At 71.0% G+C, this 25,082-nt stretch carries 24 protein-coding genes; 8 read left to right on the top strand and 16 right to left on the bottom strand.

Features of this window, described 5'->3' with window-relative positions; translation table 11 throughout:
* Positions 1-26: 26 nt before the first annotated feature.
* The 6 genes from ABZ471_RS13150 to ABZ471_RS13125 all read right to left on the bottom strand — a co-directional run bounded on the left by ABZ471_RS13150 (position 27) and on the right by ABZ471_RS13125 (position 6,343).
* A complete protein-coding gene (locus ABZ471_RS13150; RefSeq protein WP_359065628.1) occupies positions 27-629 on the bottom strand; it encodes a hypothetical protein in 603 nt (200 codons plus the stop codon).
* On the bottom strand, positions 616-2,160 hold the full coding sequence (locus ABZ471_RS13145) for a substrate-binding domain-containing protein (protein WP_359065626.1): 1,545 nt from the start codon (positions 2,158-2,160) through the stop codon (positions 616-618). The genes ABZ471_RS13150 and ABZ471_RS13145 overlap by 14 nt, the downstream gene beginning before the upstream one ends.
* A complete protein-coding gene (locus ABZ471_RS13140) occupies positions 2,157-3,332 on the bottom strand; it encodes a toxic anion resistance protein (protein WP_359065624.1) in 1,176 nt (391 codons plus the stop codon). The genes ABZ471_RS13145 and ABZ471_RS13140 overlap by 4 nt, the downstream gene beginning before the upstream one ends.
* 15 nt (positions 3,333-3,347) lie before the next feature.
* Positions 3,348-4,433, bottom strand: coding sequence for a substrate-binding domain-containing protein (locus ABZ471_RS13135; RefSeq protein ID WP_359065622.1), 1,086 nt, complete (start codon positions 4,431-4,433; stop codon positions 3,348-3,350).
* Positions 4,434-4,613: 180 nt separating this feature from the next.
* Positions 4,614-5,033, bottom strand: coding sequence for a hypothetical protein (locus ABZ471_RS13130; RefSeq protein ID WP_359065620.1), 420 nt, complete (start codon positions 5,031-5,033; stop codon positions 4,614-4,616).
* A 98-nt stretch (positions 5,034-5,131) separates the two neighbouring features.
* Positions 5,132-6,343, bottom strand: coding sequence for a pyridoxal phosphate-dependent aminotransferase (locus ABZ471_RS13125; protein WP_359065618.1), 1,212 nt, complete (start codon positions 6,341-6,343; stop codon positions 5,132-5,134).
* A 312-nt stretch (positions 6,344-6,655) separates the two neighbouring features.
* Here ABZ471_RS13125 and ABZ471_RS13120 point away from each other — a divergent pair, with 312 nt between their 5' ends.
* From ABZ471_RS13120 to ABZ471_RS13110, 3 genes are all read left to right on the top strand, one after another.
* Positions 6,656-7,177 carry a hypothetical protein gene (locus ABZ471_RS13120; RefSeq protein WP_359065616.1) on the top strand — a complete coding sequence of 174 codons (522 nt, stop codon included), beginning with the start codon at positions 6,656-6,658 and terminating at the stop codon, positions 7,175-7,177.
* A 123-nt stretch (positions 7,178-7,300) separates the two neighbouring features.
* Complete coding sequence (locus ABZ471_RS13115) at positions 7,301-7,939, top strand: DUF1707 domain-containing protein (protein ID WP_359065614.1); 639 nt, start codon at positions 7,301-7,303, stop codon at positions 7,937-7,939.
* A 105-nt stretch (positions 7,940-8,044) separates the two neighbouring features.
* Positions 8,045-8,878, top strand: a complete 834-nt coding sequence (locus ABZ471_RS13110; RefSeq protein ID WP_359065612.1) for a trypsin-like peptidase domain-containing protein — start codon at positions 8,045-8,047, stop codon at positions 8,876-8,878.
* Between the two features lie 15 nt (positions 8,879-8,893).
* Here the strand turns inward: ABZ471_RS13110 and ABZ471_RS13105 are convergent, their stop codons facing one another.
* Positions 8,894-10,504 carry a D-aminoacylase gene (locus tag ABZ471_RS13105; RefSeq protein WP_359065610.1) on the bottom strand — a complete coding sequence of 537 codons (1,611 nt, stop codon included), beginning with the start codon at positions 10,502-10,504 and terminating at the stop codon, positions 8,894-8,896.
* Positions 10,505-10,512: 8 nt separating this feature from the next.
* Positions 10,513-11,790: an amino acid deaminase gene (locus ABZ471_RS13100; RefSeq protein ID WP_359065608.1), complete on the bottom strand. Its 1,278-nt coding sequence runs from the start codon at positions 11,788-11,790 to the stop codon at positions 10,513-10,515.
* Between the two features lie 137 nt (positions 11,791-11,927).
* On the opposite strand from ABZ471_RS13100, the gene ABZ471_RS13095 reads away from it, so the two are divergent.
* The 5 genes from ABZ471_RS13095 (at position 11,928) to ABZ471_RS13075 (ending at position 16,430) form a co-directional block, all read left to right on the top strand.
* Positions 11,928-12,998: a sugar kinase gene (locus ABZ471_RS13095; protein WP_359065606.1), complete on the top strand. Its 1,071-nt coding sequence runs from the start codon at positions 11,928-11,930 to the stop codon at positions 12,996-12,998.
* Positions 12,995-13,759, top strand: coding sequence for an IclR family transcriptional regulator (locus ABZ471_RS13090; protein WP_359065604.1), 765 nt, complete (start codon positions 12,995-12,997; stop codon positions 13,757-13,759). Before ABZ471_RS13095 ends, ABZ471_RS13090 begins: the two co-directional genes overlap by 4 nt.
* The gene (locus ABZ471_RS13085; RefSeq protein ID WP_359065602.1) at positions 13,756-14,166 is read left to right on the top strand and encodes a RidA family protein; all 411 of its coding nucleotides are present in this window, start codon (positions 13,756-13,758) and stop codon (positions 14,164-14,166) included. Before ABZ471_RS13090 ends, ABZ471_RS13085 begins: the two co-directional genes overlap by 4 nt.
* A 152-nt stretch (positions 14,167-14,318) precedes the next feature.
* Positions 14,319-15,794, top strand: coding sequence for a gluconate:H+ symporter (locus tag ABZ471_RS13080; protein ID WP_359065600.1), 1,476 nt, complete (start codon positions 14,319-14,321; stop codon positions 15,792-15,794).
* 126 nt (positions 15,795-15,920) lie between these two features.
* Complete coding sequence (locus ABZ471_RS13075; RefSeq protein ID WP_359065598.1) at positions 15,921-16,430, top strand: hypothetical protein; 510 nt, start codon at positions 15,921-15,923, stop codon at positions 16,428-16,430.
* Here ABZ471_RS13075 and ABZ471_RS13070 read toward each other — a convergent pair.
* The 8 genes from ABZ471_RS13070 to ABZ471_RS13035 form a co-directional block, all read right to left on the bottom strand.
* The gene (locus ABZ471_RS13070) at positions 16,427-17,770 is read right to left on the bottom strand and encodes a M14 family metallopeptidase (RefSeq protein ID WP_359065596.1); all 1,344 of its coding nucleotides are present in this window, start codon (positions 17,768-17,770) and stop codon (positions 16,427-16,429) included. The two genes, ABZ471_RS13075 and ABZ471_RS13070, sit on opposite strands and share 4 nt — an antisense overlap.
* Positions 17,771-17,979: 209 nt before the next feature.
* Positions 17,980-19,215, bottom strand: a complete 1,236-nt coding sequence (locus tag ABZ471_RS13065; protein WP_359065593.1) for a cytochrome P450 — start codon at positions 19,213-19,215, stop codon at positions 17,980-17,982.
* Positions 19,216-19,244: 29 nt separating this feature from the next.
* Complete coding sequence (locus ABZ471_RS13060; RefSeq protein ID WP_359065591.1) at positions 19,245-19,805, bottom strand: cupin domain-containing protein; 561 nt, start codon at positions 19,803-19,805, stop codon at positions 19,245-19,247.
* A gap of 72 nt (positions 19,806-19,877) precedes the next feature.
* Positions 19,878-21,125: a cytochrome P450 gene (locus ABZ471_RS13055; protein WP_359065589.1), complete on the bottom strand. Its 1,248-nt coding sequence runs from the start codon at positions 21,123-21,125 to the stop codon at positions 19,878-19,880.
* Between the two features lie 113 nt (positions 21,126-21,238).
* Positions 21,239-22,366 (bottom strand): type III polyketide synthase, encoded by a 1,128-nt coding sequence (locus tag ABZ471_RS13050; RefSeq protein WP_359065587.1) that lies wholly within the window; start codon positions 22,364-22,366, stop codon positions 21,239-21,241.
* A 77-nt stretch (positions 22,367-22,443) separates the two neighbouring features.
* Positions 22,444-23,715, bottom strand: a complete 1,272-nt coding sequence (locus ABZ471_RS13045; RefSeq protein ID WP_359065585.1) for a DUF1266 domain-containing protein — start codon at positions 23,713-23,715, stop codon at positions 22,444-22,446.
* Positions 23,716-23,793: 78 nt separating this feature from the next.
* Positions 23,794-23,991, bottom strand: a complete 198-nt coding sequence (locus ABZ471_RS13040; protein ID WP_359065583.1) for a DUF397 domain-containing protein — start codon at positions 23,989-23,991, stop codon at positions 23,794-23,796.
* Positions 23,992-23,999: 8 nt separating this feature from the next.
* Positions 24,000-24,851: a helix-turn-helix transcriptional regulator gene (locus ABZ471_RS13035; RefSeq protein ID WP_359065581.1), complete on the bottom strand. Its 852-nt coding sequence runs from the start codon at positions 24,849-24,851 to the stop codon at positions 24,000-24,002.
* Positions 24,852-25,082 lie beyond the last annotated feature (231 nt).

Genomic DNA, 25,082 nt, shown 5'->3' with positions numbered 1-25,082 from the left:
GGAGGCCGGCCTCGTCCGTGGGCCGGTCACTGCGAGCGGTCCTCCAGATAGCGGGTGTGCGACTCCTGCCGCCGGGCCTCCGCGTCCCGCAGGACCGACGCCAGGCGCTCGGCCTCCTCGTGCAGCACGGTGAGCTGCCGCTCCAGATGGTGCTCGGGCGGTTCGGTGCCCGGGGTCAGCCGGGTCCACCACCGGGTCCGTACGAAGGTGTCGACGGCCTCGGGGACGTCCTGCCGCACGGCCCGGGACAGGGTGTGCACGCCCTCCGGGGCCTGGGCGAGCACCTCCGCGACCCAGCCCGGCTCCAGCAGCGCGGCCAGCAGGCCGGTCAGTTCGGTGAGCCGGGTGCCGAGGGCGGGCGGCAGATCGACATCGGCGAGATACCCGCCGAGCTTCGCGAAGTCCTCGCGCACCGCGTCCAGCTGCGCCGACGGATCCGGGAACGTGGGCGGTGCCGGCCGCTCCGGCGGGGCGATCAGCGCGCCCGCGCCGTAGAGCCCGGCCACCACGACGGGCCAGTACGGGCCGGCGACCCCGGTGAAGGTCAGCACCAGGCCGAGCAGACCGCAGGCGCCCCCCGTCAGGTTCTTGCGGGACTCGAGATAGCCGAGGACCTTACTGGTAGCCACGGATCTCCTCGAAGGCGCCGTCCAGCGAGCCCTGCCGGGCGTCGAAGAGGCGGCCGCCGGTCAGGTCGGCGATGTGGGCCAGTTCGGAGCGGTCGGAGTCGCCGAAGAGGATCGGGAAGACGGGGATGTCCCGCCGGGCGCCGGTGAGTCGGTGGTAGAAGCCGTCGAAGTCCCCGGCCTTCGCGCCGGTGGTGTTCTCGCCGTCGGTCATCAGCACGATCGAGGTGAACGTGTCACGGTCGGCGCCGAGGTGGTCGTAGGCCTTCTCCAGCGAGGTGTAGATCGCGGTGTTGCCGTCGGCGTCGAGAGCGTCGGTGTCCCGGCGGACGGCGTCCAGGCCGGCCTTCGGGTCCGCGGGGTCCACGACGTGCGTCCGTACGCTCTTCACGTCCGAGCCGAACGGCATCAGCGTGACCTCCTCGCGGTCCCGGAAGTCTCCGGTGAGCCCGGTGAGCGCCTTCTTCAGCGCCGCCAGCCGGTCGCCCTCCATCGAGCCGGAGGTGTCGAGGACGTACACCGTGCGGGAGGGGCGGCGCAGCTCGTTCTCGTAGGAGTCGAGGAGCCCGTCGGCGACGGAACGGCTGCCGGGGAACGGCAGTTCGCGCCGGCGGCTCGTGTCCAGGCCGGACCCGGGCGCCACCGAGGCGACGACCGGGCGGCGGTGGGTGGTGTCCGTGATGAGCTCCTGCACGGCGTCGGTGTGCAGGTCCTCGGCCACCTTGCGGACGTCCTCGCGGGTACGGGCGTCGCTCGCGGTGAGCGAGGACAGCGGGTAGTCGGCGGTGACGACGCCGTCGCGGGGACGGATCACGGTCAGGCCCGGGATGCCCTTGAGGACGGACTCGTAGTTGAGCAGGGCGTCGACGGTGCCGCGCCGCTTGTAGGCCGTCGCCAGCCAGCCGGACGAACCCGAGGTCAGCTTCTGGCCCTTGAAGAACTCCTTCAGCCTGGGCGTGGCCTTGGCGACGTCCGCGTCCGTCAGCGCGGACTGGGCTCCGGACAGGGCCGAGGCGACCGAGACGAGGGTGGAGAAACCGGAGTTGGAGCGGGCCGGGTCGGTCATGCCGTAGGTCAGCTTCCCGTCCTGCACGGCCTGCTCGATCTGCGACCAGGTGACCTGCTCGGGCTTCCAGCCGAGGGCCTGGACGGTCGCCGTCTTCACGCCGACGGCGACCGGGCTGGACATGACCGGTGTCTCGGAGAGCACCTTCTTCGCCGCGTCCGGGCGCAGCCGCAGGTAGTCGTCCGAGGACAGCCACAGCGCGTCGTACGCCCCGTCGGTCCTGCCCTCGGCGAGCAGGTCGACGGCGTCCAGGGTGCCCATGTAGGTGGGGCGGATCGTGACGCCGGTGTCCTTGCGGACGCGGTCGAAGACGGCGGTCATGTCGCTGAGTTCGCTGGAGGCGAGGACCCGGAGCGTGCCGGGCTTCGGGGCGGTGGAGTCGTCGGTGCCGTCGCCGTATCTCCCGGCCGTGCAGGCGGTCAGGAGAGCGGCCGTTGCCGCGACGAGGACCAGTGCGCGTCTCGTCATGCGAGGCCGCCCTCCAGTGCGCCCTGCGACCGGCTGCGCTCCAGGTACGTGCTCGCGTTCTCCAGCTCGTCCGTCAGGGACCGGACCGTGGACGCCATCACCTCGGTGGCCTGCACCTTGTAGGTGTCGATGGCGTCGAGGGTGCGGTAGATCTGCTGGAATGCCGAGCGCAGCGTCTCCGCCCCGACGGCCGGGTCGGCGGCGATGCGCTGGATCTCCCCGCTCTGCGTGGTGAGCATGTCCGCGTTGGCCCGGATGAGGTCCTCGGTGGTACCGCGCAGCGCGTTGACCTGCTCGACGACCTTCTTCTGGTTGTCGAGGGCGGAGGCCAGCATCACCGAGATGCGCAGGGCCGACACGGTGGTCGTGGCGGCCCGGTCGACCCCCTTGATCAGCTCGTCGTTGTTGCGGCGTACGACGTCCATGGCGAGGTAGCCCTGTGCGCACACCGCGAGCTGGGTGAGCAGGTCCTGGTGCTTCTGCCGGACCGGGAAGAGCACGTCGGCGCGGAGGGTGTCGGCGGCCTCGGGATCGCCCGCCTCGACCCCGCCGATGTGCTCCTCGACGGCCGTGTCGAGGGCCTGGGTAAGGACGACGTACTCCTGGAGCTTGCCCATGGTCTCCCACAGCCGGACCCGCTCGGTCTGCAACGCGGCGTTGTCCCGGCGCAGTTCGTCCTGTCCGCCGCGCAGCGAGCCCACGATCTTGTTGAGGGTGCCCTGTGCGGAGGCGTACTTGGCGACGTGGTCGCGCAGCCTGTTGCCGCCGGGCAGCTTGGAGAGGAATCTGCGGCCCTTGCTCGCGGGCAGGTCGCGCGGGTCCAGGTCCTCCACGACCCGGCGCAGCTCCACCAGCGAGCCGGCGACCTTCGACTGGGTGTCCCCGCCCTTGTCGAGCAGGCTGCGCACGGCTCGCTCCAGCATGCGGTTGGACTGGGCGGTGGCGGTGCGCATCTCGCCGGAGCCGAGGGCGGTGATCTCCCCGACCTTGCCCGCGAACTCGGGCGAGCGGGCGTCGAGCAGGGCGAGCCCCTCGACGTAGGCGGCGGCCTTGCGCGCCATGTCCGTACGGACGCTGTCCTCGACGGGCACGAGCCCGCCGGCCTTCTCCCGCGGCACGGGCGTGACGGCCTCGGGCGGGGTGAGGGTGAACTCTGCTTCACTGCCGGTCATGTGACGATCCCCCCGTCATCCGCGCGCCCGGCGGGCCATCTCGTGCAGCACCGCGGAGGTGGGCACGGGCGCCTGCCGGACGCCGGTCAGCTTCTGGTTGAGGTAGGCGGTGCGGTCCGCGGTGGCCGCGACGAACTCGGCGGCGTCGCCCTGCGGCCGGAATCCGTGCCGTACGGCGAGCTTGCGCAAGGTCGGGTCGGTGCTGAGGAGTTCCCCGAGCGCGCGCCCGTTCGCGTCGAGCGGTACGACGGTGTGGTCGCTGTTGACCGTGGTGTCCGGGTAGAGCACCACGAGGTCGTCGGCGTCCGAGCTGGGCTGCTGTTCGGCGAGCAGTGAGGCGACCTGCGACTCGTACACGAGCACCAGCGGGTTGCCGGCGCCGCTGATGAAGTCCCGGAAGACCGCGTCCGAGCTGGACTGCTGGGCGCCCTGGACGCTGACCAGCTGGTGCAGCAGGGGTGCGGTGCGGTCGACGTCGGCCCGGCCCGCGGCGACCTTGCCGCCGTTCGCGACGTAGGAGGCGGCGGCGAGATACAGAGCGCCGGAGTTGGAGGTCTCCGGGTCGGTGCTCGCGATGTAGAGCGTGCCGGTCAACTCGCCGTGGCCGGAGGCTCCCTTGAGCTGCTGCCAGGTGCGGCCGTGCCGGGCGGCGTCGAGATAGGCGCCCATCGTCAGCGTGCCCCGGCTCTTCCCGTCGAGCCTGGCGAGGCCGCCCGCGGCCAGCACGTCTGCGGCGCTGCGGTGGGCCACGACGACGAGGGGCGAGTGGAACGGCCGGGGCAGCGGCTCCTGCACGTGGTACTTGGCGGCCAGCTGGTCGGCGGGCGCCTGGCTGGACGGGAAGGCGAAGTCGTACCCCTTGAGGTCCAGGCCCTCCATGGCCCAGGACCCGGACGCCTCCGTCTTCACGGTGTAGCCCTTGGCGGCGAGGGCCTTCACCACGTCGGGATCGGCGAAGAAGTCCGCCTTCTCCGATCCGATCACTCCCCGCACGGTCTTCGTTGCCGTGCCCGTGTCCTCACCGTGCCGCCCCGCGACGACGGCAGCCACCACGCCGCCGATCAGCAGGACCGCGAGGACTATTCCCGCGATACGTCTCACGCGGGGGAGCGTGCTCGCGGAACCCCAAGTTCCCCACCTGGGGAGATGAACGAGAGGTGACCGGCCTATCCCGGTATGCAACCGGAGCCGGGTCCTCCGGCGGAGGGTGTGTGGCAACCCGGTCCGCGCGTCGCTGCGGGTGCGCGCGGACCGGGGCCGTTCGGGGGACCCCGGGCGGGGTCAGCGGGCCGGGCTGAGTTCCTTCGGCTCGGAGAGGGCGGCGGTGTGCGCGTCCATCCGTTCGGCCGCGAGGATGGCCGCCGCGGTGTCCGCCCGGGAGGCCGCGACCACGAGGGCGCGGCCCGCCAGGGCGTGCGCCCGCCGGTGCAGGATCTCGGGCGCACCGGTGGCGGACGGCGCCGTCCGCAGCGGGGTGCGCTCGCCGCGGAGCCGGGCCACCTGGCCGGCGAGCCGCTCGGCGGCCGCCTCCAGGTCGGCGGACGGCGTCAGGGTACGCAGCTCGTCCGTGACGGCGAGCAGCGCGGCGAGGTGTCCGGCGAGCTGGATGTCCAGCTCCTCCTCGCGCGAGCGGTGCGGAAAGTCGGAAGGGGTGCCGGCCATCGTGCTGTGGACCGACTTGGTGCGGATCGGTTCGTACATGGGGATGGCCTCCTGTGCTCTGACAGGAAGCCATCCTAGCTTAGATTCGGTCTAAAGTTGAGTCATGTCACGGATCGCGGTCCGCCGGTCTCCGTCCGCTACAGCTGGCCGTATCCGTCCAGGAAGTTCCCGATCCGGGTCACCGCGTCCCTCAGGTCGCCGGCGGTCGGCAGCGTGACCACACGGAAGTGGTCCGGTTCGGGCCAGTTGAAGCCGGTGCCCTGGACGACCATGATCTTCTCCTGGCGCAGCAGGTCCAGCACCATCTGCCGGTCGTCCTTGATCTTGAAGACCTGGGGATCGAGACGCGGGAAGAGATACAGCGCGCCCTTGGGGCGTACGCAGCTCACACCCGGGATCTGGGTGAGCAGTTCGTAGGCCACGTCCATCTGCTCCTTCAGCCGCCCGCCCGGCAGCACCAGGTCGTTGATCGACTGGCGTCCGCTGAGCGCGGCGACCACCCCGTGCTGGCCCGGCATGTTGGCGCACAGCCGCATGTTCGCCAGGATCGTCAGGCCTTCGATGTAGGAGTCGGCGTGCGCGCGCGGGCCGGAGATCGACATCCAGCCGACGCGGTAGCCGGCCACCCGGTAGGCCTTGGACATGCCGTTGAAGGTGAGGGTGAGCAGATCGGGGGCGACCTTCGCGGTCGGGGTGTGCGTGGCGCCGTCGTAGAGGATCTTGTCGTAGATCTCGTCGGAGCAGACCAGCAGGTTGTGCCGGCGGGCGATGTCGGTCAGCCCCTTGAGCATCGCCTCGTCGTAGACCGCGCCCGTGGGGTTGTTCGGGTTGATGATGACGATCGCCTTGGTGCGGTCGGTGACCTTGCGCTCGACGTCGGCGAGGTCGGGCATCCAGTCGGACTGCTCGTCGCAGCGGTAGTGCACCGCCGTGCCGCCGGACAGGGAGACGGCCGCCGTCCACAGCGGGTAGTCCGGGGCCGGTACGAGGACCTCGTCGCCGTCGTCCAGCAGGCCCTGCATCGCCATCACGATCAGCTCGGACACGCCGTTGCCGATGAAGACGTGCTCGACGTCCGTCTCGATACCGAGGGTCTGGTTGTGCATGACGACCGCGCGGCGGGCGGCCAGCAGGCCCTTCGCGTCGCCGTAGCCGTGCGCGGTGGAGACGTTGCGGAGGATGTCCTCGAGGATCTCCGGCGGGCACTCGAAGCCGAAGGCGGCCGGGTTTCCGGTGTTGAGCTTCAGGATGCGGTGACCTGCTGCTTCGAGGCGCATCGCCTCCTCGAGAACCGGACCCCGGATCTCGTAACAGACGTTGGCGAGCTTGGTCGACTGGATCACCTGCATGTCCGTGAGCTTACGGCCCGGTAACGCGCCACGGGCCGTGTTTTCCACCACGTGAGACACGGAGATTTGCGCTGTTATCGCCGGTAGCTGTCTCAGGAGTCGCCTGCATCTCTAGAATCCGCCGTCATGTCCACCGAGCGCGAGCACGAGGCGGGGGCGGACGGCGCGTAGGGACCGGCCGGCGAGCCGGGCGTCCTGCCGAACGTCTACCACCTGCAGACGGCCCCGGCCCCGTCGTACGAGGAGTACGTCGATCCCGCCGCCGCCCACGGCTGGCAGAACGCCTACGACGAGACCCGTGAGCTGCCCCCGGTGCCGCCGCCGCCCGAGCCGAGTGGGCCCAGTGATCCTGCCGGTCCGCGCCGGTCCGCCGAGGTCCGCGGCCGGGCCGATCTCCGGCGTCGGCGGAAGCAGAGCGGCCGCCGGCGGGGGGCGGTCGTCGCCGGGGTCCTCGGTGCGGCCGGTGCCGTCGCGGTGATCGCCGCGCTGGCGGGCGGCTCGGGCTCCTCCGGCGGCTCCCGTCCCGCGGACGGCGGCCGTGGCATCGCCGGGGAACCCGACACCGCGGACACCACCGCCTCGACCACGGCGGCTCCGACCGCCGCCGACCCGCCCGCCGCGGCCCCGTCGTCCCGTACGGCGTCCTCACCGACGGCCGGCGCATCCCGGGGCGACACGACCGGCGGAACGAGCGGCACCTCGGGGGCCACGGCCTCGGCCCCGGCCACCACGGCGTCCGCCACGCTCGCCACCACAACCAGGCCGGGCCCGACGACGTCCGTCTCCCGCGGACCCGGCAGAGGTCACGGCCACGGCACGAAATGGCCCCACTGAACGGCGGACCGGCGCGGGCCCACCGCTCCGCGGTCGGTGCCGCCTTCGCGGCAACTGCCTTCCACAGCAAGGCAGTCGACCTCATGGTGGGCATCCGAGTTGCGGCATGCGAGAGTTGCCCCCATGTCCGAACCGTCCCGCCCTTCTCCCCTCGAGAAGCAGACGTCTTCCTCTGCCGCTCCCGACCCCGACGTGCTCGCCTCCGACGCGGACCGTGAGCGCGTTGCCGAGCGGGTGCGGGTTGCCGTGGCGGACGGGCGCCTGGACCTGGCCGAGTTGGACGGCCGGCTCACCGAGGTCTACGACGCCCGGACGCCGGTCGAGCTGCAGGCCGCCGGAAGGGGACTGCCCGAGCCCGGGCCCAGGGACGCGCTGGTGGTGGACCGAGCGCCCACATCACGTTTCGCGTTGGGCCTGTTCGGCGGGTTCCGGCGGGACGGCGAGTGGGTGGTTCCGGCCAGGTTCACCGCCTGGTCGATGTGGGGCGGCGGCCGGCTCGACCTGAGCGAGGCTCGCTTCACCGCCCGGGAGACCGTGATCCGGGCCGTGGCCCTGTGGGGCGGCACCGGGATCGTCGTCCCGGACGACATCGACGTCGAGGTCAGGGGCTTCGCCCTGTTCGGCGTGTTCAAAAGGCGCGGCGCCCGCGGGCCGGGACGGCCGGGTGCCCCGCGTGTCGTCGTCAAGGGACTGGCGCTGTTCGGTGCCGTCGTCACGAAGCCGAAGGCGGTCGTTCCGCACAGGGAAACCCCTATGACCTGAGCCGGCTCCTTGTTCCCACCCCCCTCCTGCATTGACAATGCGCATGACAAACGAGGGGCGGCCGGATGAACTCCGGTCGCCCAAGTCGTAAGAGGGGACCCCCACATGAACAAGCCTCTCCTGGCCGCGCTCTCCGCCCTGGCGATCGCCGGGCTCGGTGCGACCCCCGCGGTCGCCGCACCGCAGACCAAGGCGGCCAAGGCGGTGACCGTCAACTTCGCCGGGACCGTCTCGCTCAGCAACTGCTCCGGCTCGGTCGTCCGCTTCCCGAACTCCGCGGACAGCGACCCGGCGCTCGTGATGACCAACGGCCACTGCCTGGAGACCGGCTTCCCGGAGCCGGGCGAGGTCATCACCGGCCAGTCCTCCAGCCGTACCTTCGGTCTGCTGAACTCCTCCGGCAGCAGGGTCGCCACGCTCCGCGCCAACCAGGTCGTCTACTCGACCATGACGGACACGGACGTCACGATCTACCGGCTGACCACCACGTACGCGGCGATCAAGAGCTCGTACGGCATCAGCCCGCTCACCGTGCAGAACACGCACCCGACCGCCGGCAGCGCCATCAAGGTCGTCTCCGGCTACTGGAAGCGGATCTACAGCTGCAACGCCGACGGGTTCGTGTACCGCCTGAAGGAGGGCGACTGGACCTGGAAGGACTCGCTGCGCTACACCTCCGCCTGCAACACCATCGGCGGCACCTCCGGCTCCCCGGTGATCGACACGGCCACCGGTAACGTCGTCGCCGTCAACAACACGGGCAACGAGGACGGCGAGCGCTGCACCGAGAACAACCCGTGCGAGGTGGACGAGAGCGGCAACGTCACCGTCCGCCAGGGCATCAACTACGCCGAGGAGACCTACCAGATCCCGGCCTGCTTCACGACCGGCAACAAGCTCAACCTCAGCGCCTCCGGCTGCACCCTGCCCAAGCCGTAGCCCGCGCCCGGGCGGTCACACCGGTGTCCGGCGGACCGCCCGGCCCGCCAGTACGTCCGTCCGGCGCCCGTCCTCGATGACGAACCTGCCGTCGATCAGCACGTACGGGATCCCGGTCGGGAGCGTGCGGGGCTCGGCGAAGGTGGCGCCGGGTGCGACCGTGTCCGGGTCGAAGAGCACCAGGTCGGCCCGGTACCCCTCGCGCACCAGCCCGCGGTCCGGCAGGCGCAGCCGGGCCGCGGGCCGCGCCGTGAGGTGCGCGACGCACTCCTCCAGCGTCAGCACGCCCAGCTCCCGGACGTAGTGGCCGAGATAGCGGGGGAAGGTGCCGTAGGCCCGCGGGTGCGGCTTGGCGCCCTGCAGGATGCCGTCGGAGCCGCCGGTGTGGGCGCGGTGCCGCATGACCGTGCGGACGTTCTCCTCGTGGCCGACGTGCTGGAGGATCGTCGTACCGAGCCGGTCCTCGACCAGCAGGCGACGGGCCGTCGTCCAGGGGCTCTCGCCGCGCAGCCGCGCCGACTCCCGGACGGTGCGGCCGACATGGTCCGCGAGTCCCGGGGCCGTCACGCCGGAGATCTCGATCGTCTCCCACTCCACGGGCACCCCGTGACAGCCGTCCGAGCCGGTCACCTCCAGGTCGTGCCGGATCCGTGCGGCCGTCGCCGGGTCGGCGAGCCGGGCCAGCACCTGCTCCGGGCCACCCTCGCTCGCCCAGCTCGGCAGCAGCGCGGCCAGGGTGGTGGAGCCCGGGGTGTAGGGGTAGGTGTCCAGCGTGATGTCCGCGCCGGCGTCCAGGGCCTCGTCGAGCAGGGCCAGCAGCTCCGGGGCCCGGCCCTTGTTCACCCCGAAGTTCATCGTCGCGTGGGCCAGGTGCAGCGGACAGCCCGCCTCCCGGGTCAGCGCGACCATATCGGCGTAGGCCTCCAGGGCGCCGGCGCCGTAGGAGCGGTGGTGCGGGCAGTAGTAGCCGCCGTACCGTGCCACCACCCGGCACAGCTCGGTCAGTTCGGCGTCCCCGGCGTACATCCCCGGCGTGTACGTGAGTCCCGAGGACAGGCCGACCGCGCCCTGCTCCAGGCCCTCGGCGACCAGCTGCCGCATCCGCTCCAGCTCGGCGGGCGCGGCCGGCCGGTCCTCCCAGCCGACGGCGAGCGCGCGGACCGTGCCCTGGGGGATCAGGTAGGCGGCGTTGACGGCGATGCCCCGGTCCAGGCGGTCGAGGTACTCGCCGACCGTCCGCCAGTCGATGTCGACGTCGTCGCCGTACCCGTTCCAGCCGGTGATCGCCCGCCGGACCTCCTCCAGGGTGCGTTCGTCCACCGGCGCGTACGACAGACCGTCCTGGCCGACGACCTCGAGCGTGACCCCCTGCGCGGCCTTCGCGCTGTGGTCCGGGTCGCGCAGCAGGGCCAGGTCGGAGTGCGCGTGCATGTCGATGAAGCCGGGGGAGAGGACCAGTCCCTCCGCGTCCAGCTCGCGCCGCGCCCCGGGCCGCTGGCAGCCCGCCGCCGCGGCCTCCTTGACGATCGAGACGATGCGGCCGCCGTCGACCACGACATCGGCGCGGTAGGAGTCCGCGCCGCTGCCGTCGACGACGTCCGCGTCCCGGATGACCAGCTCCTCCACGGCGCCCCCTAGAAGAACGTACGGATGTAGTCGACGACCGTTCCGTCGGCCTCGGCCACCGGGATCAGCTGCCACTTGTCGAAGGACGTGCAGGGGTGGGACAGGCCGAGGCCGATCCAGTCACCCACCTCCAGGTCCGCCTCCGCCGTCGTGCGCAGCCAGGCGTGCTGGTCGGACAGGCCGGTCACCGAGACGCCCGCGGCCGCGCGTTCGGTGCCGTCCCGGCGGATCACCTGGGCGTCGGGGAGATCCAGGTCGTAGGCCGCGTCGCGCTTGCCCGCGTTGGCGAAGGCCTGCTCGGGCGTCGGGCGGGAGACGACCTGCGCCCACAGGCGGAAGGCGGGCTCCAGGGCGCCCTCCTCGGGGACGCGGGCGAACGGGGTGAGCCTGCGGTAGTGCCCGTCGTCGTGCGAGACGTACGCGCCGGAACGCAGCAACTTCAGGACCGGCAAGGAGAGTTCGGGAAGCTCCGCGAACACGTCGGCCACCGCGTCGAACCACGCGCTGCCGCCCGCGCTCACCACGATCTCGTCCGTCGCGGCGAACCGGCCGCCCTTGTCGAAGTCGGCGGCCAGCGCCGTGAGCCGCCGCAGATAGGCCGTCACCCGCTCCGGATCGGCCTGCGGGACCTCGCCCTCGTAGCCCGCGACCCCGACCAGACGCAGGGTCGGTACGGCGGCCACGGCGTCGGCGACCGCGGCGCACTCCGCCTCCGTGCGCACGCCGGTGCGGGCGCCCTCGCCCGCCGCCAGCTCCACCACGACGTCCACCGGGCGGGCGGCGCCGCGCAGCGCCGCGTCCATCAGCTCGACCCCGCGCACGGAGTCCACGTAGCAGACGAACCGGAAGTCGGGGTCGGCCGCCAGGTCGGCGGCGACACGGTGCAGGGCGGCCGGGTCCACGAGTTCGTTGGCCAGGAAGATCCGCTCGATCCCGAACGCCCGGGCCACCCAGACCTGGTGCGGCACCGCGAGCGTGATGCCCCATGCCCCGTGCTCGATCTGGCGCCGGAAGAGCTGGGGGGCCATGGAGGTCTTGCCGTGCGGGGCGAAGGCGAGGCCGTGCCGGGTCGCGTAGGTCTCCATGAGCTGCAGGTTGTGCTCCAGGCGCTCGGCGGAGAGCGCGAGCACGGGCGTGGTGAAGCCGTCGGTGAAGAGGTTGCGGCGCTGGGCGGCCAGCTCGGCGACGGTCAGGCCCACGGCGTCCGTCGGGAGGCCCTTGAAGCGGTGGTCGACCCGCTCCTCGGCGAGGTGGGCAAGCGCTTCGGTGCCGGTGTCACGGACCATAGGACCCTCCTGATCTGCTGCATTGCATACTCTGCAACATCCATTGCGTATATCGCTTACTGCTGTCTAACATCTCGGCCAACACGGGGTCAACGAAGCCGCCACCGACCCCAGGACCGACGAGGAGCCTCCCCATCGTGACCGCCGACGGACACTCCAGCGCCGCCCCCGACGTCGTGGATGTCGTCGCGCTCGGCGAGTCCATGGTCACCTTCCTCCCCACCCGCCCGGGCCGCCTCGCCGACGTCCCCTCCTTCGAGCGGACCATCGGCGGCGCGGAGTCCAACGTGGCGTGCATGCTGGCGGCCGCCGGCCACTCCACGCGCTGGGTGAGCCGGGTGGGGGCCGACGGGTTCGGCGACCACCTGGTCGAGACGGTCGGGGGCTACGGCGTCGACGTCGCCCGGGTACGGCGGGACGCGGCCCGGCCGACGGGCATCTACTTCCGCACGGCGGCCGACCGCGCCACCGACGCACACGAGGTGGCGTACTACCGGGCGGGATCGGCCGCCTCCGCGATGGCCGTCGACAACGTCGACCTGACGGCGGTGCGGGCGGGACGCATCCTGCACCTGTCGGGCATCACGGCGGCCCTCTCCGACGACTGCCTGGCCCTGATGCACGAACTGACGGCACCCCGGCCCGGCCGTCCGCTCGTCTCCTTCGACGTCAACTACCGTCCCGCACTCTGGCCGGACGCGGACGGGTCACGAGTGCTGCTGGAGCTGGCGCGGCGCGCCGACATCGTGTTCGTGGGCGACGACGAGGCACGTCAGGCGTGGGGGCTGCACGGCGGCCGGGCCATCCTCGATGCGCTGCCCGAGCCGCGGACCGTGGTCGTCAAGCACGGCAGGGGCGGAGCGACCGCGTTCGACAGCGACACCGCAGGGCTGGACGACGCCGACGGCACCGCGACCCTCGTCCGTCCACCGACCGTGGACGTCATCGCCCATGTCGGAGCCGGCGACGCCTTCGCCGCCGGCTTCCTCTCCGCCACCCTGCGCGGACTGCCCCGGCGCGAGCGCATCCGGCACGGACACCTCATGGCCGCGGCGGCGCTCACCACGCCCGGCGACCTCGCCACCCCTCCCGCCCGCAGCCACGCCGACCGTCTGGCCGCCCTGGACGACGAGGCATGGGGGAGACTTCGACTCGGCCCCGGCTGGACGCAAGCCGAGCAGGCCCCGGAGGAGGCGAACACCCCATGAGTCAGACCGTCGACCGCGCCCTGAGCATCCTGCCGCTGCTCGCCGAGGGCCCCGCCGACCTGGGCCAGGTCGCCGACCGCCTCGGCGTCCACAAGTCCACGGCCCTGCGACTCCTGCGCACCCTGCACGAGCACGGCCTGGTCTACCGGCAGTCCGACCAGCGCTACCGCCTCGGTGCCCGGCTCTTCTCCCTCGCTCAGGAGGCGATGGAGAACCTCGACATCCGCGAGATCGCCCACCCCCACCTCGTCCGCCTCAACGAGAGTTGCGGCCACACCGTGCACCTCGCCGTGTACGAGGAGAACGAGGTGCTCTACATCGACAAGGTCGAGAGCCGGTACCCGGTCCGCATGTACTCGCGGATCGGCAAGCCCGTCGCCATCACGGTCGCCGCCGTCGCCAAGCTGCTCCTGGCCGACCTGCCCGAACCCGAGCGCCGAGCCCTCGCGGAGAAGCTCGACTACCCCCTGTACACGGCCCGTTCCACCCCCAACGCCACCGCGTTCCTGCGGGAGTTGGAGCAGGTGCGCGAACAGGGCTGGGCCACCGACCTCGGTGGCCACGAGGAGTCCATCAACTGTGTCGCGGCCCCCATCCGCGGCGCCGACGGCCGGGTGGTCGCCGCGATGTCGGTGTCCGCGCCGAACGTCGTCGTCACCGCCGAAGCACTCCTCACCCTGCTCCCGCAGGTGCGCCGTACCGCGGACGCGATCAGCGGCGAGTACTCCGGAAGAACGCCAGTGAAGGGCACCCCCGAATGACCGAGAAGATCGCGCTCACCCCGAAGACGCACACCACCCCGCCCGCGAAGTTCTCCCACGGCGTGAAGAAGGGCAACATCCTCCAGGTCGCCGGCCAGGTCGGCTTCCTGCCCGCCGAGGAGGGCAAGCCCCCGACGCCGGCCGGTCCCACCCTGCGCGAGCAGACCCTCCAGACCCTCGCCAACGTCAAGGCGATCCTCGAAGAGGGCGGCGCGAGCTGGGACGACGTGATGATGATCCGCGTCTATCTCACCGACGTCGACCACTTCGCCGAGATGAACGAGATCTACAACACCTACTTCGAGGAGCAGGGCCTCACCCAGCCGCCCGCCGCCCGGACCACGGTCTACGTCGGTCTGCCGGCCGGACTCCTCATCGAGATCGACGCTCTCGCCGTCCTGAGCTGACGGCAGCTCGACTCCCTCCTCCCGCACGTCCGCACGGCACGGCGCCCACCCCGGGTGCCGTGCCGCGATCTCCCCTGCCCGGCTGTGCCCTCTGGGGGGGGGACACCCCCCAGACCCCCCGGAACCATGCCTTTACGAAGAGGACCCCCCGAATGTCCTTTCCCCTCGCCACAACCGCCCCCGCCGCCCCACCCCACACCGGAGGCCTGCTCCTGCTCGTCGACGGCACCGCGGGACTGCTCACCGTCGCCGCCGTCGGCATAGCCCTGCTGCTCTTCCTGATCATCAAGGTCCGTCTGCAGCCCTTCGTCGCCCTGCTCGCCGTCTCGATAACCGTCGGCCTCCTCGGCGGCCTCTCGGTCACCGAACTCTTCGGCACCGTCCAGCGCTCCGACGCCGTCTCCACCATCGAGACCGGCATGGGCGGCATCCTCGGCCACGTCGCGATCATCATCGGGCTGGGCACGATGCTCGGTGCGATCCTCGAAGTCAGCGGCGGGGCAGAGGTGCTGGCGTCCCGTCTGCTGGGCCTCTTCGGCGAGCGGCGCGCACCCCTGGCCATGGGCCTGACCGGCCTGATCTTCGGCATCCCGGTCTTCTTCGACGTCGGCATCTTCGTCCTCGCGCCCCTCGTCTACGCGGCCGCCAAGCGCTCCGGCAAGTCGATCCTGCTCTACTGCCTGCCCCTGCTCGCGGGCCTGTCCATGACCCACGCCTTCCTGCCCCCGCACCCGGGCCCGGTGGCCGCCGCCGGTCTCCTGCACGTCCAGCTCGGCTGGGTCATCCTCATGGGCATCGTCTGCGGGATCCCCGCCGTCCTGGCCGCCTGGGCGTTCTCCGCCTGGATCGGCAAGCGGATCTTCGTCGCCGTACCGCAGGACATGGTGGAGGCCGCGGAGGAGGCCAAGAGGGCGGTCGTGGAGGAGCAGCGGGGGGCCGGGGTCCCGCCGCAGGAGAAGCCGGTGCCGCTCGGCACGGTCCTCACCATCATCGGTACGCCGCTCGTCCTCATCCTCGCCGCGACCTTCTCCTCGATCGCGCTCGATCCCTCCACCGGCCGCTCGGTGATCGAGTTCTTCGGCAGCCCGTTCGTCGCCCTCACCCTCGCCCTGCTGCTCGCCTACTACCTGCTCGGCATCCGGCGCGGCTGGTCCCGCAAGTCCCTCGAAGCGGTGTCGACCTCGTCCCTCAAGCCGGTCGGCAACATCCTGCTGGTGGTCGGCGCGGGCGGTGTCTTCGGCGCGATCCTCAAGGCGAGCGGCGTCGCGCAGGCCCTCTCCGACACCTTCAACGGCGTCGGCCTGCCGGTGATCGTGCTGGCGTATCTGATCTCGCTGGTGCTGCGCGTCGCCCAGGGCTCGGCCACGGTCGCGATCGTGACCACGGCCGGCATCGTCGCCCCGCTCCTCGCCGAGGGCGACCACTCCCAGGCGTTCGTCGCCCTGGTCATCATGGCCATCTCGGCCGGCTCCATCTTCGCCTCCCACGTCAACGACGGAGGCTTCTGGATGGTCGCCAAGTACTTCGGCATCAGCGAACGGGACACGCTGCGGACCTGGACGGTGCTGGAGTCCGTGCTGTCGGTGGCGGGGTTCGTGATGGCCGGCGTGGTGAGCCTGTTCGTCTAGGTGCGGGCAAGGAAGGGGGCGGGAGTGCGTCGGCCGTGTCGAGAAGTGGAACGCGTGACCAGGCTCAACCAATGTGTCGGACGGTCCGACTGGTTCCGGCACAGGTATGTCGTCCATACTTCCGCCGTGGAGCAGCGCATAGGATCGAGCAGCAAGCCCCTGGAGGGCGAGCCCGTCAAGGGCGCCGGATTCGACCCGGCCTTCATCCCCGGGCTCACCGCGCCCGCGCAGGCCGAGCCGGAGGACGCGAAGCCGACGGCCGAGGCGGAGCCGGCACCGGAACCTGCCGAGGAGCCGGAGGCAAAGGCGCCCGACGAACCGGCAGAGCCGGAGGAAGAGGAGGCGGCGCCCGAGGACGGCCCCGTCTTCGAAGCCGCCGACCGCCGCGCCAAGTTCGTCGCCGACCACCGCGGGGTCCGGCTCAGCCTGGACGAGGAGAACTGCGAGTTCCGCTGGGACGAGATCGCCGCGGTCGAGACCGAGTCCCCCCGCTTCGGCAAGCGTTTCACCATCACGGTGCACACCCCTGACCGCCGCTGGTTCCCGATCGAGATCGAGGCGGCGGCCAGGGCGCGCTTCAAGGAGTGGGAGTCGGAGCTGGACGCGGTACTGGACGCGTACTTCGAGGAGGCCTAGCTGCAGTACTGGGCGGCCTTCCCGATCGCCCGGTACATGCAGTCCGCGTTCTCCAGCAGCTGCAGCACCGCATCCTTGTTCCGGGACGTCTCCCGCTCGATGACCTCGTCGGGCGGGTAGAACCCGCCCCCCGAGCTGGACGTCGGGTACATCTCGAAGGTGTAGTCGAAGATCTTCTGTGTACCCCACAGATAGTCGTCGATCGACCCGTCGGTGATGTACAGATCACTCGACTGCTCGGGCGTGTACCCGTTGCTCGCGGCCATCTTCTGTCCCACGGCCTTGAACGTGGCGGCGTCGTCCGCGGTCATCCCGGTCGCCGTGTCCGCGTACGTGTACCCGAACGGCCACAACACCAGCTCGCTGTAGGTGTGGAAGTCGATCCCGGCCTTGATCTGCTGCTTGCCCCCGACGACCCGGCTCCGTACGAAGTCGGCGACGACCTTCACCTCGGGCGCTGACTCGGCGGCGGCACCGCGGTAGGTCTCGGACGAGGTCGAGCCCGACGAGCCGCCGCAGCAGCCCCACTTGTAGTTCCAGTTCCGGTTGAGGTCGGTCCCGACGTACGACGACCCTGTGTTGGGCTGCCGGTTCTTCCGCCACGACCGGTACGACCCGGTGGCGATGTCGTACTCGCCCCCATCCGGGTTCAGATCCGGGACGATCCATATCTCCCGGCTGTTGACGAGGTTGGTGATCCGCGAGTCACTCCCGTATCCGGCGCCCAGCTCCCGCAGCAGATACAGGGCCATCTCGACGGTCAGATGCTCGCGCGCATGCTGATGGAAGGTGAACAACACCTCGGGCTCGTTCTCGTCGGTGCCCACGTTGTCGCTCACCTTGATGGCGACGATGTCCCGCCCCTGGTACGACTTCCCGATGACCCGCTTGCTCATGATGCCCGGGTAGGCGGCGAGCCGCTGGTCGATCTCGGTGTTCGCCTCGGCGTAGTTGTGGTACTTCGAGTCGGCGCTGGGGAAGTCGTAGAGCCGGGCTTCGGACCGCTGCGGTGCCGCGCCCAACGGGCTGACGTCGTAGCCGAGTCGACGTAGCTTCCTGATCTGTTCGGCCCGCCCGGAGACGACGACGGTCTCCTCGTCGGCCTCGTCGACGGTGACGCCGGTGGCCTGGATGGCCGTACGGGTCACGGGGGTGGTGCTCTGATGGATCTCGTACTGCCGGACGTCCTCGCCGGAGGAGGGGGCCTTCCGGGCACTGTCGGCGGTGGCGTGCGTGGCGGTGGCCGACACGGGGGCGGCGAGGGCGAGGGCCAGCAGCGCGCCGAGCGCCGCGGTACGCCTGCCGCCGCGCGCGCCGGAGGCGCGGATGCGGAGTCGCATGAACTCTCCTTGGGTCTCCAGGAATTCCGGGGTCGCCGGATGTGGGGAGTGGAGCTGGGGGGTGCGTCAGTGCGACGTGCAGGTGCGGACCCGTCGTGCGTGGTGCTGTGGGCCCGCTGTGCGGGGTTGGCGCTCATGGTGAGGGGTTGGCATGATCAGGTCAAGAGCGCGCCAAGGCGCCCCCGGGCTCCGGCTGAAAGTCGACGGCGTCACCAGCACACCGGAAGGGCCTCGGGCCCTCGGTTGACGGTGCCCCTCCGCCAGCGAACCTCCTGCGGTGCGCCGGCGAGCCGGAGGCCCGGAAGCTCGCGCAGCAGGGTCGAGAGGATCACCTCGCACTGCATCCTGGCGAGTGCCGCGCCCAGGCAGTAGTGCGTGCCCGACCCGAAGGCCAGGTGCGGAGCCTCGTTCCGGGTCAGGTCGAGGCGGTCGGGGTCGGTGAAGACGCGGGGATCGCGGTTGGCGGCCAGGTAGGAGACGTGGACGGCTTCTCCGGCCCTGATCAGGACCTCGCCCACCGGTACGTCCGTCACGGCGATCCGGGGCAGGCCCACACCGTTGCGCTGCGGGACGAACCGCAGCAGTTCCTCGACCGCCCCGGGCAGCAGCACGGGATCGGCCCGCAGCCGGGCGAGTTCCGCCGGGTGCACGAGCAGGGTGTAGACCATCGTGGCGGCCTGGTTGAGCACCTGGTCGAGCGTGTTCAGCACCACCATCAGGGTCAGCGAGATCAGCTCGGGGCCGCTCAGCGTCCCGGCCGTCCGCGCGGCGACCAGGTCGCTGAACAGGTCGTCGCGCGGCTCCCGGCTCCGCAGGTCGGCGAGTTCACGGAAGTACACCGCGATCTCGGCCTTCACGGCGTCGCTCTCCCGCAGCGAGCGGTCGCTGGAGAGCAGGACACGGCGCCAGGCCTGGATCCGCGCGAAGTCGGTGGCGGGCAGCCCCAGCAGCGTGCCGATCAACCGCTCCGGCATCGGCCCGGTCAGCGCTTCGGTCAGGTCGGCGGGCGGCCCCAGGGCGGTCATGGCGGCGACCAGGCGGTCGGCGGTGCCCTCGGCGTCCACCCGCAGCAGCGCCGCCCGCCTGCGGTCGAAGGACCGGGAGACCAGCCGCCTGAGGCGGGTGTGGTCGGGCGGATCCGTCCTGCCGATGCCGCCGGCCGGGGCCACCGTGTGCGGCGTCATGCTCGTCACCGGCCGGCCGACGGTGAGCGCGCGGCTGAAGCGCGGATCGGCGGTGACCTTCTTGACGTGCTCGTACGACGTCACGAGCCACGCGTCGCCCTCGCCGTAGCGCATACGCACCCGCGCCACGGGCTCGTCCCGCACCAGCCGGCGCAGCAGCGGGTCGACGTCGAGGCCGTCGAGGTGGTCCACCGGCCAGTGGTGCACGACGGAGGACGACTCGGGGCGACGCCCGGCAGGGACGGCGGCGGCCTCGGTCACACCCTCGCCTCCCCGGCTCGTCGACCCGGTCATCCGTCCACCGCCCTCGCCGCGGCCGCCGGCGCATGCCGCAGCGGCGTCAGCTGCTGGATGTCGTACCGCGAACGCAGTTCCCCGACCGCCTCGGGGGCGGGCCCGCCCGGGGAGTTCAGCAGTTCCAGCAACTCCTCGAAGTACCGCTCGTGAGCGGGTGGCGGGGCGGACTGGAACAGCATCCGGACCGGACTGCCGGTGAGGTTGGCGAAGGCGTGCGGGCAGCCGGGCGGAACGAGGATCAGCGTCCCCGGGGTTGCGCGGACCGGGCGCTCGCCCGTGGCCGACTCCCAGTCCCGCCAGCCGTCACAGGTGCGCACCCTGGGCTCGAAGGCCATGACGTCCAGCTCGCCCTCGATCACGTAGAACAGTTCCTCGCCCCGGGTGTGGGTGTGCGCCCCCACGTCGAAGCCGGGTGGTACGACGACCTCGAAGGTCGACGCCACGCGGGAGTGGGCTCCCGTGACCTTGAAGGTCACCTGCTGGGCGGCGGTCGAGACGGTGCGCCCGGCACCGGGCGGGATCACCAGACCCTGGGTGGGCCGCGCCATCGTCATGCTGTCTCCCGTTCTCCTCTGTACGACTCTTCGTGCGTCTCACTCACCCCCCGCACCCCCTTCACCCCCCTCTCACCACCGCACCGGCAGCTCCTCCGGCCCGCGGATCAGCGCACGCCGCTGCCAGCGCAGCCTCTCCTCGGGCACGTCGAGCCGAAGGGTGGGGAAGCGGTCCCAGAGCGAGGTGACGACGAGTTCGGACTCCATCCGGGCCAGCGCGGCGCCAGGACAGTAGTGCGGCCCGTGGCCGAACGCGACGTGCGCCGGGCCGGCCCGGTCGAAGTCGAGCCCGTCCGGGTCGGCGAACACCGCGGGATCCCGGTTGGCGGTGAGGTACGAGACGTACACCGCGTCGTCCCGGGGAATGGTCACCCCGCCCACCGCCACGTCCTGAAGAGCGATACGGGAGAGACCGACGGCGTTGCGGTGGGGGATGTAGCGCAGCAGCTCCTCGACGGCCCGCGGGACCAGCGCGGGTTCGGCGCGCAGCCGGGCGAGGTGGGCAGGGTGAGTGAGCAGCGCGTAGACCATGTTGGCGCTGTTGTTGCGCACGGCGTGGGCGCCGCTGATCTGCACCAGCACCGCAAGGGCGACGGCCTCGTCCAGGCTGAGCGCGCCCGCCTCCACGCCCTCGGCGAGGACGCCGGCCAGGTCGTCCGGGCGGGCTGCGCCGTCCGGACGGACCTGTGCGGGGACCCGGGGGCCGGCGGCGCGCTCCCGGAGCAACGCCGTGAAGTAGTCGGCGATCTCCCCCTTCGCCCGCTCGCTCGCCGCCCGCCCGGCCGTGGCGGAGATGATGGCGTCGGACCAGCGGGCCATCTGCGCCCGGTCCTCCTCGGGCACGCCCGTCAGGGTGCTCACCATTGCCAGCGGGAAGGGCCGGTTGAGGTGTGCGACGAGGTCCACGGGCGGGCCGTGCCGCTCCATCCGGTCGAGCAGCTCGCCCATGACCTGCTGGGCGTGGTCGCGCAGACGGTTCATGCTGCGGGCGGTGAAGGCGCCCGCCACGACCCGGCGCATCCGTGTGTGGTCGGGGGGATCGGCGAGCCCGATCGCTTCGTCCAGCGGGATGAAGTGCGGGGCGAGCCGGGTGACGGAGCGACCGACGACGGCCTTCCGGCTGAACCTCGGGTCCGTGGAGACGAACCTGACGTCCTCGTACCGGGTCACCAGCCAGGCGTGCCCCTCGCCGTTCGGCAACCGGATGCGGGCCACCGGTTCCTCGTGCAGCAGCCGGGCCAGCAGGGGGTCGAAGTCGAGACCGGGAAGGTCCGGCGGGGTCCAGAAGTGGACGGGTGGCGTGCTCGCTGTACTGATCAAGGGCGGTCCGTCCTGCGGATGTCGGAGGAATAGGGGATGCCGAGATGTAGGGGGCCGGCGTGTCGGCGTGTCGGCGTGTCGGGAACGGGTGTCGCAGGGCAGGTGAGCGACCCTCAGTGGGCCCGGTCGAGCCCGGCGACGGCGGAACGCTGGCGGCCGATGACGGTGGTGGTCCGCCGACGGGGCGCGGAGCCGGCACCGGTCCAGCGGCCGAGGGCGATCTCTGCGGTGATGCCGGGCCCGAACCCGGCGATCAGCCCCTTGGCGCCCTCCACCGCACCGCCCTCGTCGAAGAACCGGGCGAGGGCGTCCAGGACGACCACGCTCGCGACGTTCCCGTACTCGGTGAGCGTGGCCCGGCTGAAGCGGAAGACGTGCGGCGCCACCCCCAGGTGGGTGCACAGGTCGTCGAGGATGCGTGGGCCCCCGGCATGGACGAGATAGAAGTCGAGGTCCGAGGCGTTCCAGCCGTGCCGGTCGGCGAGTTGGGCGAGGACCGGAGCGAGTGGCTCCATGGTGCCCGGAACACGTTTGTCCAGCAGGAAGTGGAAGCCGGTGGCGCGGACGCTGTAGGCGATCCAGTCCTCGGTGCCCGGTACGAGATGCGAGGCGTTGCGTTCCAGCCGGATCCCGGTGCCACCGTCGCCGCGCACCACCGCCGCCGCCACCGCGTCACCGAACAGGCCGTTGGACAGCAGGCTGCCCACGCTCAGGTCGGTGGGCTGGTAGGACAGCGAGCAGAACTCACAGGCGACGACGAGGACGTTGGCCGCGGGGCGGGCGGTGCAGAAGTCGTGCGCCCGGTTGATGGCGCTGCCACCGGCCGCGCAGCCGAGCTGCGCGATGGGCAGCTGCCGGGTGTCGGGCCTGAAGCCCATGCTGTTGATGAGCCAGGCGGTCAGCGAGGGCATCAGGAACCCGGTGCACGAGACGTACACGATCATGTCGATGTCGTGCGGAGCTAACTCGGCGTGCTCCAGGGCCTGTTGTACGACGGCCGGCACGCGTCGCCTGGCCTCGGCCTCGTAGACCTTGTTGCGGGCCTCGAACCCGGGATGCCGCAGGGTCTCCTCGACGGGCTGTACGAGGTGCCGTTTGCGGACCCCGGTGTTCTCGATCAGGCGGGTGGCGAGGGCCAGTTGGGGGTGGTCCGGATGGAGGGTGCGGGCCAGCTCCAGGGTCTCGGCCAGGGTCAGAACGTGCTCGGGAACCGCGACGGCAGGGCGGCAGAGGGTTGCCATGGCAGGGATGGTCCCGGATCACGATCATTAGGGCAAACTGGTCTCAATTACATATTTAATGAATGTAATCGGATGGATCACCGAAAGGAGACGTTGAGCCAGGGGCTGCCGGGATCGGACATCAGAATCCGGTGCACGTCGACCATGTCCGTGTACCACGAGCCGAACTCTTCGTCATCGAAGTGCAGACAGCGCCCGAGAATGTACCCGGCGGCGAAGTCCTGCCAGGACTTGTACGACCGCGCGGCGGCACGCCCGGCCTCGACCACGGCGGACTCGGCCTCCTGCAGCGAGCAGAACCGGGCGCCCAGCCCCCAGCGGGCCATGCCCGACGCCCGCCCGAAGTTCCAGGCGTCCACGGAGCTGACGAACCGGTTCCCGTCGAGGATGCCGTCGGCCCGGAAACGCGCCTCGTAGCGGGTGATGCGCCCGACGAGAGCCTGGACGCCTTTGATGCGTGCCTCGGTCTCCGCCTCGGGGACGGTGGGGGTGGTGGTGACCCCGTCCGGGGTGATGACGGTCTCGCCGCCCGCGTTGCCGCGCAGCACCCGGGCGACCGCGTCACGCCAGTAGGCGGTGTCGACGTGCCCGCCGAAGTCACGCGCGATGGTCCGGCGCAGCCCGAGAGCGAACTCCCACACGGGGTTGCCGCCGTCGGGATCGAGCAGGGCGCGTTGCTGCTCCTGCCACCCCTCGCGACTGGTGACACCCCACCACTCCCTGAGCAGCTCGCGCTCCTTGGGGTACCCGTGGCCGTGATGCGCCATGGCGTTCCAGGAGTGCCCGCACTTCACGAAGAGCAGAGCACCACAGGCCAGTCCATGGGCCACGGGTCCTTGCAGCGGCCCACCGACCCGGAGGGCGCGCAGCCCCGGACTGCACGAGGGCACACCGAGCCGTTCGGAGTGCTGGCCCCAGGCCCCGGAGTGCGGCGGCGCGGACGGGAGGAAGGCCTCGCAGGGGCTGCCGGGATTGACCACGATCCACGGAGGGTCCGTGGGCTCCCACCCCCGGGCGAACCACCCGAGCGACTTCCGGTCGAACACGCGGTGCGGCTCCGGCGCGGGCAGCATTCCCTCGGTGTACACGGCCCAGATTCGGCCGCCGGCAACCCGAGGATCGTGCCCGAAGAGGGGATGGACCTTGCTCGGGTCGGCATCCGACTTCTCGCGCCGTATCTCGTAGTAGAGGTGATGCCGTGCAAGGGTCTCGAAGTACGCCGTCCAGTCCTCACGCGACTTGGCCTCGAAGAGCGCCTGCTCGATCTCCGTCGGCGGCGTCCAGGCAGGCGGAGTCCAGGTTGGCGGCGTCGCAGGCCCGAACCCTGCGGGTGACGGACCGAACGACATGTTTGCCCTTTTCAACTTATGGCCGTCTGAGGCAACTTGGCTTGTCTGGTCATGTTATGCGACGCGAGAACGGCGGCTTCAGCGGGTGCGGTACGTCTCCTTCAGGGCTTCGATGAAGGGGGTGAAGGCCGCGGTCGGGAAGGTGAGGACTGCTCTGGCGGGGGCCTTGGAGTCGCGTATGGATATGTGGGAGTCCAGGTCCGCGACTTCGACGCAGTCATTGCCCTCGCCTCCGCCGGAGAAGGACGACTTCTTCCACGGGGTGGGGGTGATCATGCTGGTCCTCACAGCTCCTTGGCCAACTGGTGGATGAGGTCACGTGACTGCTGCGGGGGGAGTGCCTCTTCCTTCACCTTACGGAAGAGCTTTCGAAAGTGTTCCAGTTGTGCTTCGGAGTCGACAAAGGCGGTGCCGTGTGGAGCATCGCGTACGACGGTTTCCAGACGCGCGACGGCTCCACCCAAGTGCACCATGGTGCTTCCGGCTCCTGCGAAGTCGTCCAGGGCGAAGGGGATGACCCGAACCGTGACGTGGGCGGCCTCGGACGTTTCCAGGATGCGGGTCAGTTGAGCCCGGGTGGCGGCGCGCCCGGCCACGTTGATACGAAGCGCCGCCTCGTGGATCACGGTCTCGTACGGGATGGGGGCGGGGCCTTCGATGACGACCCGCCGCTTCATCCGATGCTCCACACGGAGTCCCACCTCGCTGTCCGGGAACTCCGGGTTCATGTAGGCGAAGAGGGCCCGGGCGTAGTCCTCCGTCTGGAAGAGCCCCGGTACATGGATGACCGCCACGTCGTGGCGGAACCTCGCGTGGTGATCCAGCTCGGCCAGGTCCTGATATGCGGCAGGAAGGATGCCCTGGTACTCCTCCCACCAGCCCCGGGTGCGGTCGGTCGCCATGACCACCAGGGCATCGATCAGCTTCTCGTCGGAGCAGGCGTAGTTCGCGGCAAGGCGGCGCACGCGCTGCTCGCTGACCCCTGAGATCCCCGACTCGATCTGGCTCATCTGGACCGAGTTCACGCCGAGCAGGCCTGCCGCCTCGGTCGCCTTGAGGCCGGCAGCTTCGCGCAGTTTCCGCAGTTCAAGGCCCAGACGCACCTGACGTGCTGTGGGCTGCTGACGACGCCCCATCGGATTCCTCCTCACCCCCAACTCCCGGGGGGCTGTGACTCGTTCGGAGGCAAGATTACGACAGCGGCTTGCATGGACCTAAATTTAGGTCCTACCGTCGGTGACGCGACGCACACGCAGCGGAAGTGCACCGTGCCGTCCTGCCATGACGGCTGCGGCAATGCCACCGCCCGCGAAATCCCCTCGCTCTGAACGGAGTTGACCCATGCCCGAAACCTGGGACTACACCCT

This window comes from Streptomyces sp. NPDC005728 (genome assembly GCF_040630895.1).
GTDB lineage: Bacteria > Actinomycetota > Actinomycetes > Streptomycetales > Streptomycetaceae > Streptomyces.
The sequence above is the reverse complement of the archived record's forward strand: the minus strand, read 5'-3'. Positions and strand labels throughout refer to the sequence as shown.

Coding starts and splice junctions, on each gene's coding strand:
- ABZ471_RS13145 (WP_359065626.1), bottom strand. CDS start 2,160: ATGACGAGACGCGCACTGGTCCTCGTCGCGGCAACGGCCGCTCTCCTG.
- ABZ471_RS13140 (WP_359065624.1), bottom strand. CDS start 3,332: ATGACCGGCAGTGAAGCAGAGTTCACCCTCACCCCGCCCGAGGCCGTC.
- ABZ471_RS13130 (WP_359065620.1), bottom strand. CDS start 5,033: ATGTACGAACCGATCCGCACCAAGTCGGTCCACAGCACGATGGCCGGC.
- ABZ471_RS13125 (WP_359065618.1), bottom strand. CDS start 6,343: ATGCAGGTGATCCAGTCGACCAAGCTCGCCAACGTCTGTTACGAGATC.
- ABZ471_RS13115 (WP_359065614.1), top strand. CDS start 7,301: ATGTCCGAACCGTCCCGCCCTTCTCCCCTCGAGAAGCAGACGTCTTCC.
- ABZ471_RS13110 (WP_359065612.1), top strand. CDS start 8,045: ATGAACAAGCCTCTCCTGGCCGCGCTCTCCGCCCTGGCGATCGCCGGG.
- ABZ471_RS13100 (WP_359065608.1), bottom strand. CDS start 11,790: ATGGTCCGTGACACCGGCACCGAAGCGCTTGCCCACCTCGCCGAGGAG.
- ABZ471_RS13090 (WP_359065604.1), top strand. CDS start 12,995: ATGAGTCAGACCGTCGACCGCGCCCTGAGCATCCTGCCGCTGCTCGCC.
- ABZ471_RS13085 (WP_359065602.1), top strand. CDS start 13,756: ATGACCGAGAAGATCGCGCTCACCCCGAAGACGCACACCACCCCGCCC.
- ABZ471_RS13080 (WP_359065600.1), top strand. CDS start 14,319: ATGTCCTTTCCCCTCGCCACAACCGCCCCCGCCGCCCCACCCCACACC.
- ABZ471_RS13070 (WP_359065596.1), bottom strand. CDS start 17,770: ATGCGACTCCGCATCCGCGCCTCCGGCGCGCGCGGCGGCAGGCGTACC.
- ABZ471_RS13060 (WP_359065591.1), bottom strand. CDS start 19,805: ATGACGATGGCGCGGCCCACCCAGGGTCTGGTGATCCCGCCCGGTGCC.
- ABZ471_RS13050 (WP_359065587.1), bottom strand. CDS start 22,366: ATGGCAACCCTCTGCCGCCCTGCCGTCGCGGTTCCCGAGCACGTTCTG.
- ABZ471_RS13045 (WP_359065585.1), bottom strand. CDS start 23,715: ATGTCGTTCGGTCCGTCACCCGCAGGGTTCGGGCCTGCGACGCCGCCA.
- ABZ471_RS13040 (WP_359065583.1), bottom strand. CDS start 23,991: ATGATCACCCCCACCCCGTGGAAGAAGTCGTCCTTCTCCGGCGGAGGC.
- ABZ471_RS13035 (WP_359065581.1), bottom strand. CDS start 24,851: ATGGGGCGTCGTCAGCAGCCCACAGCACGTCAGGTGCGTCTGGGCCTT.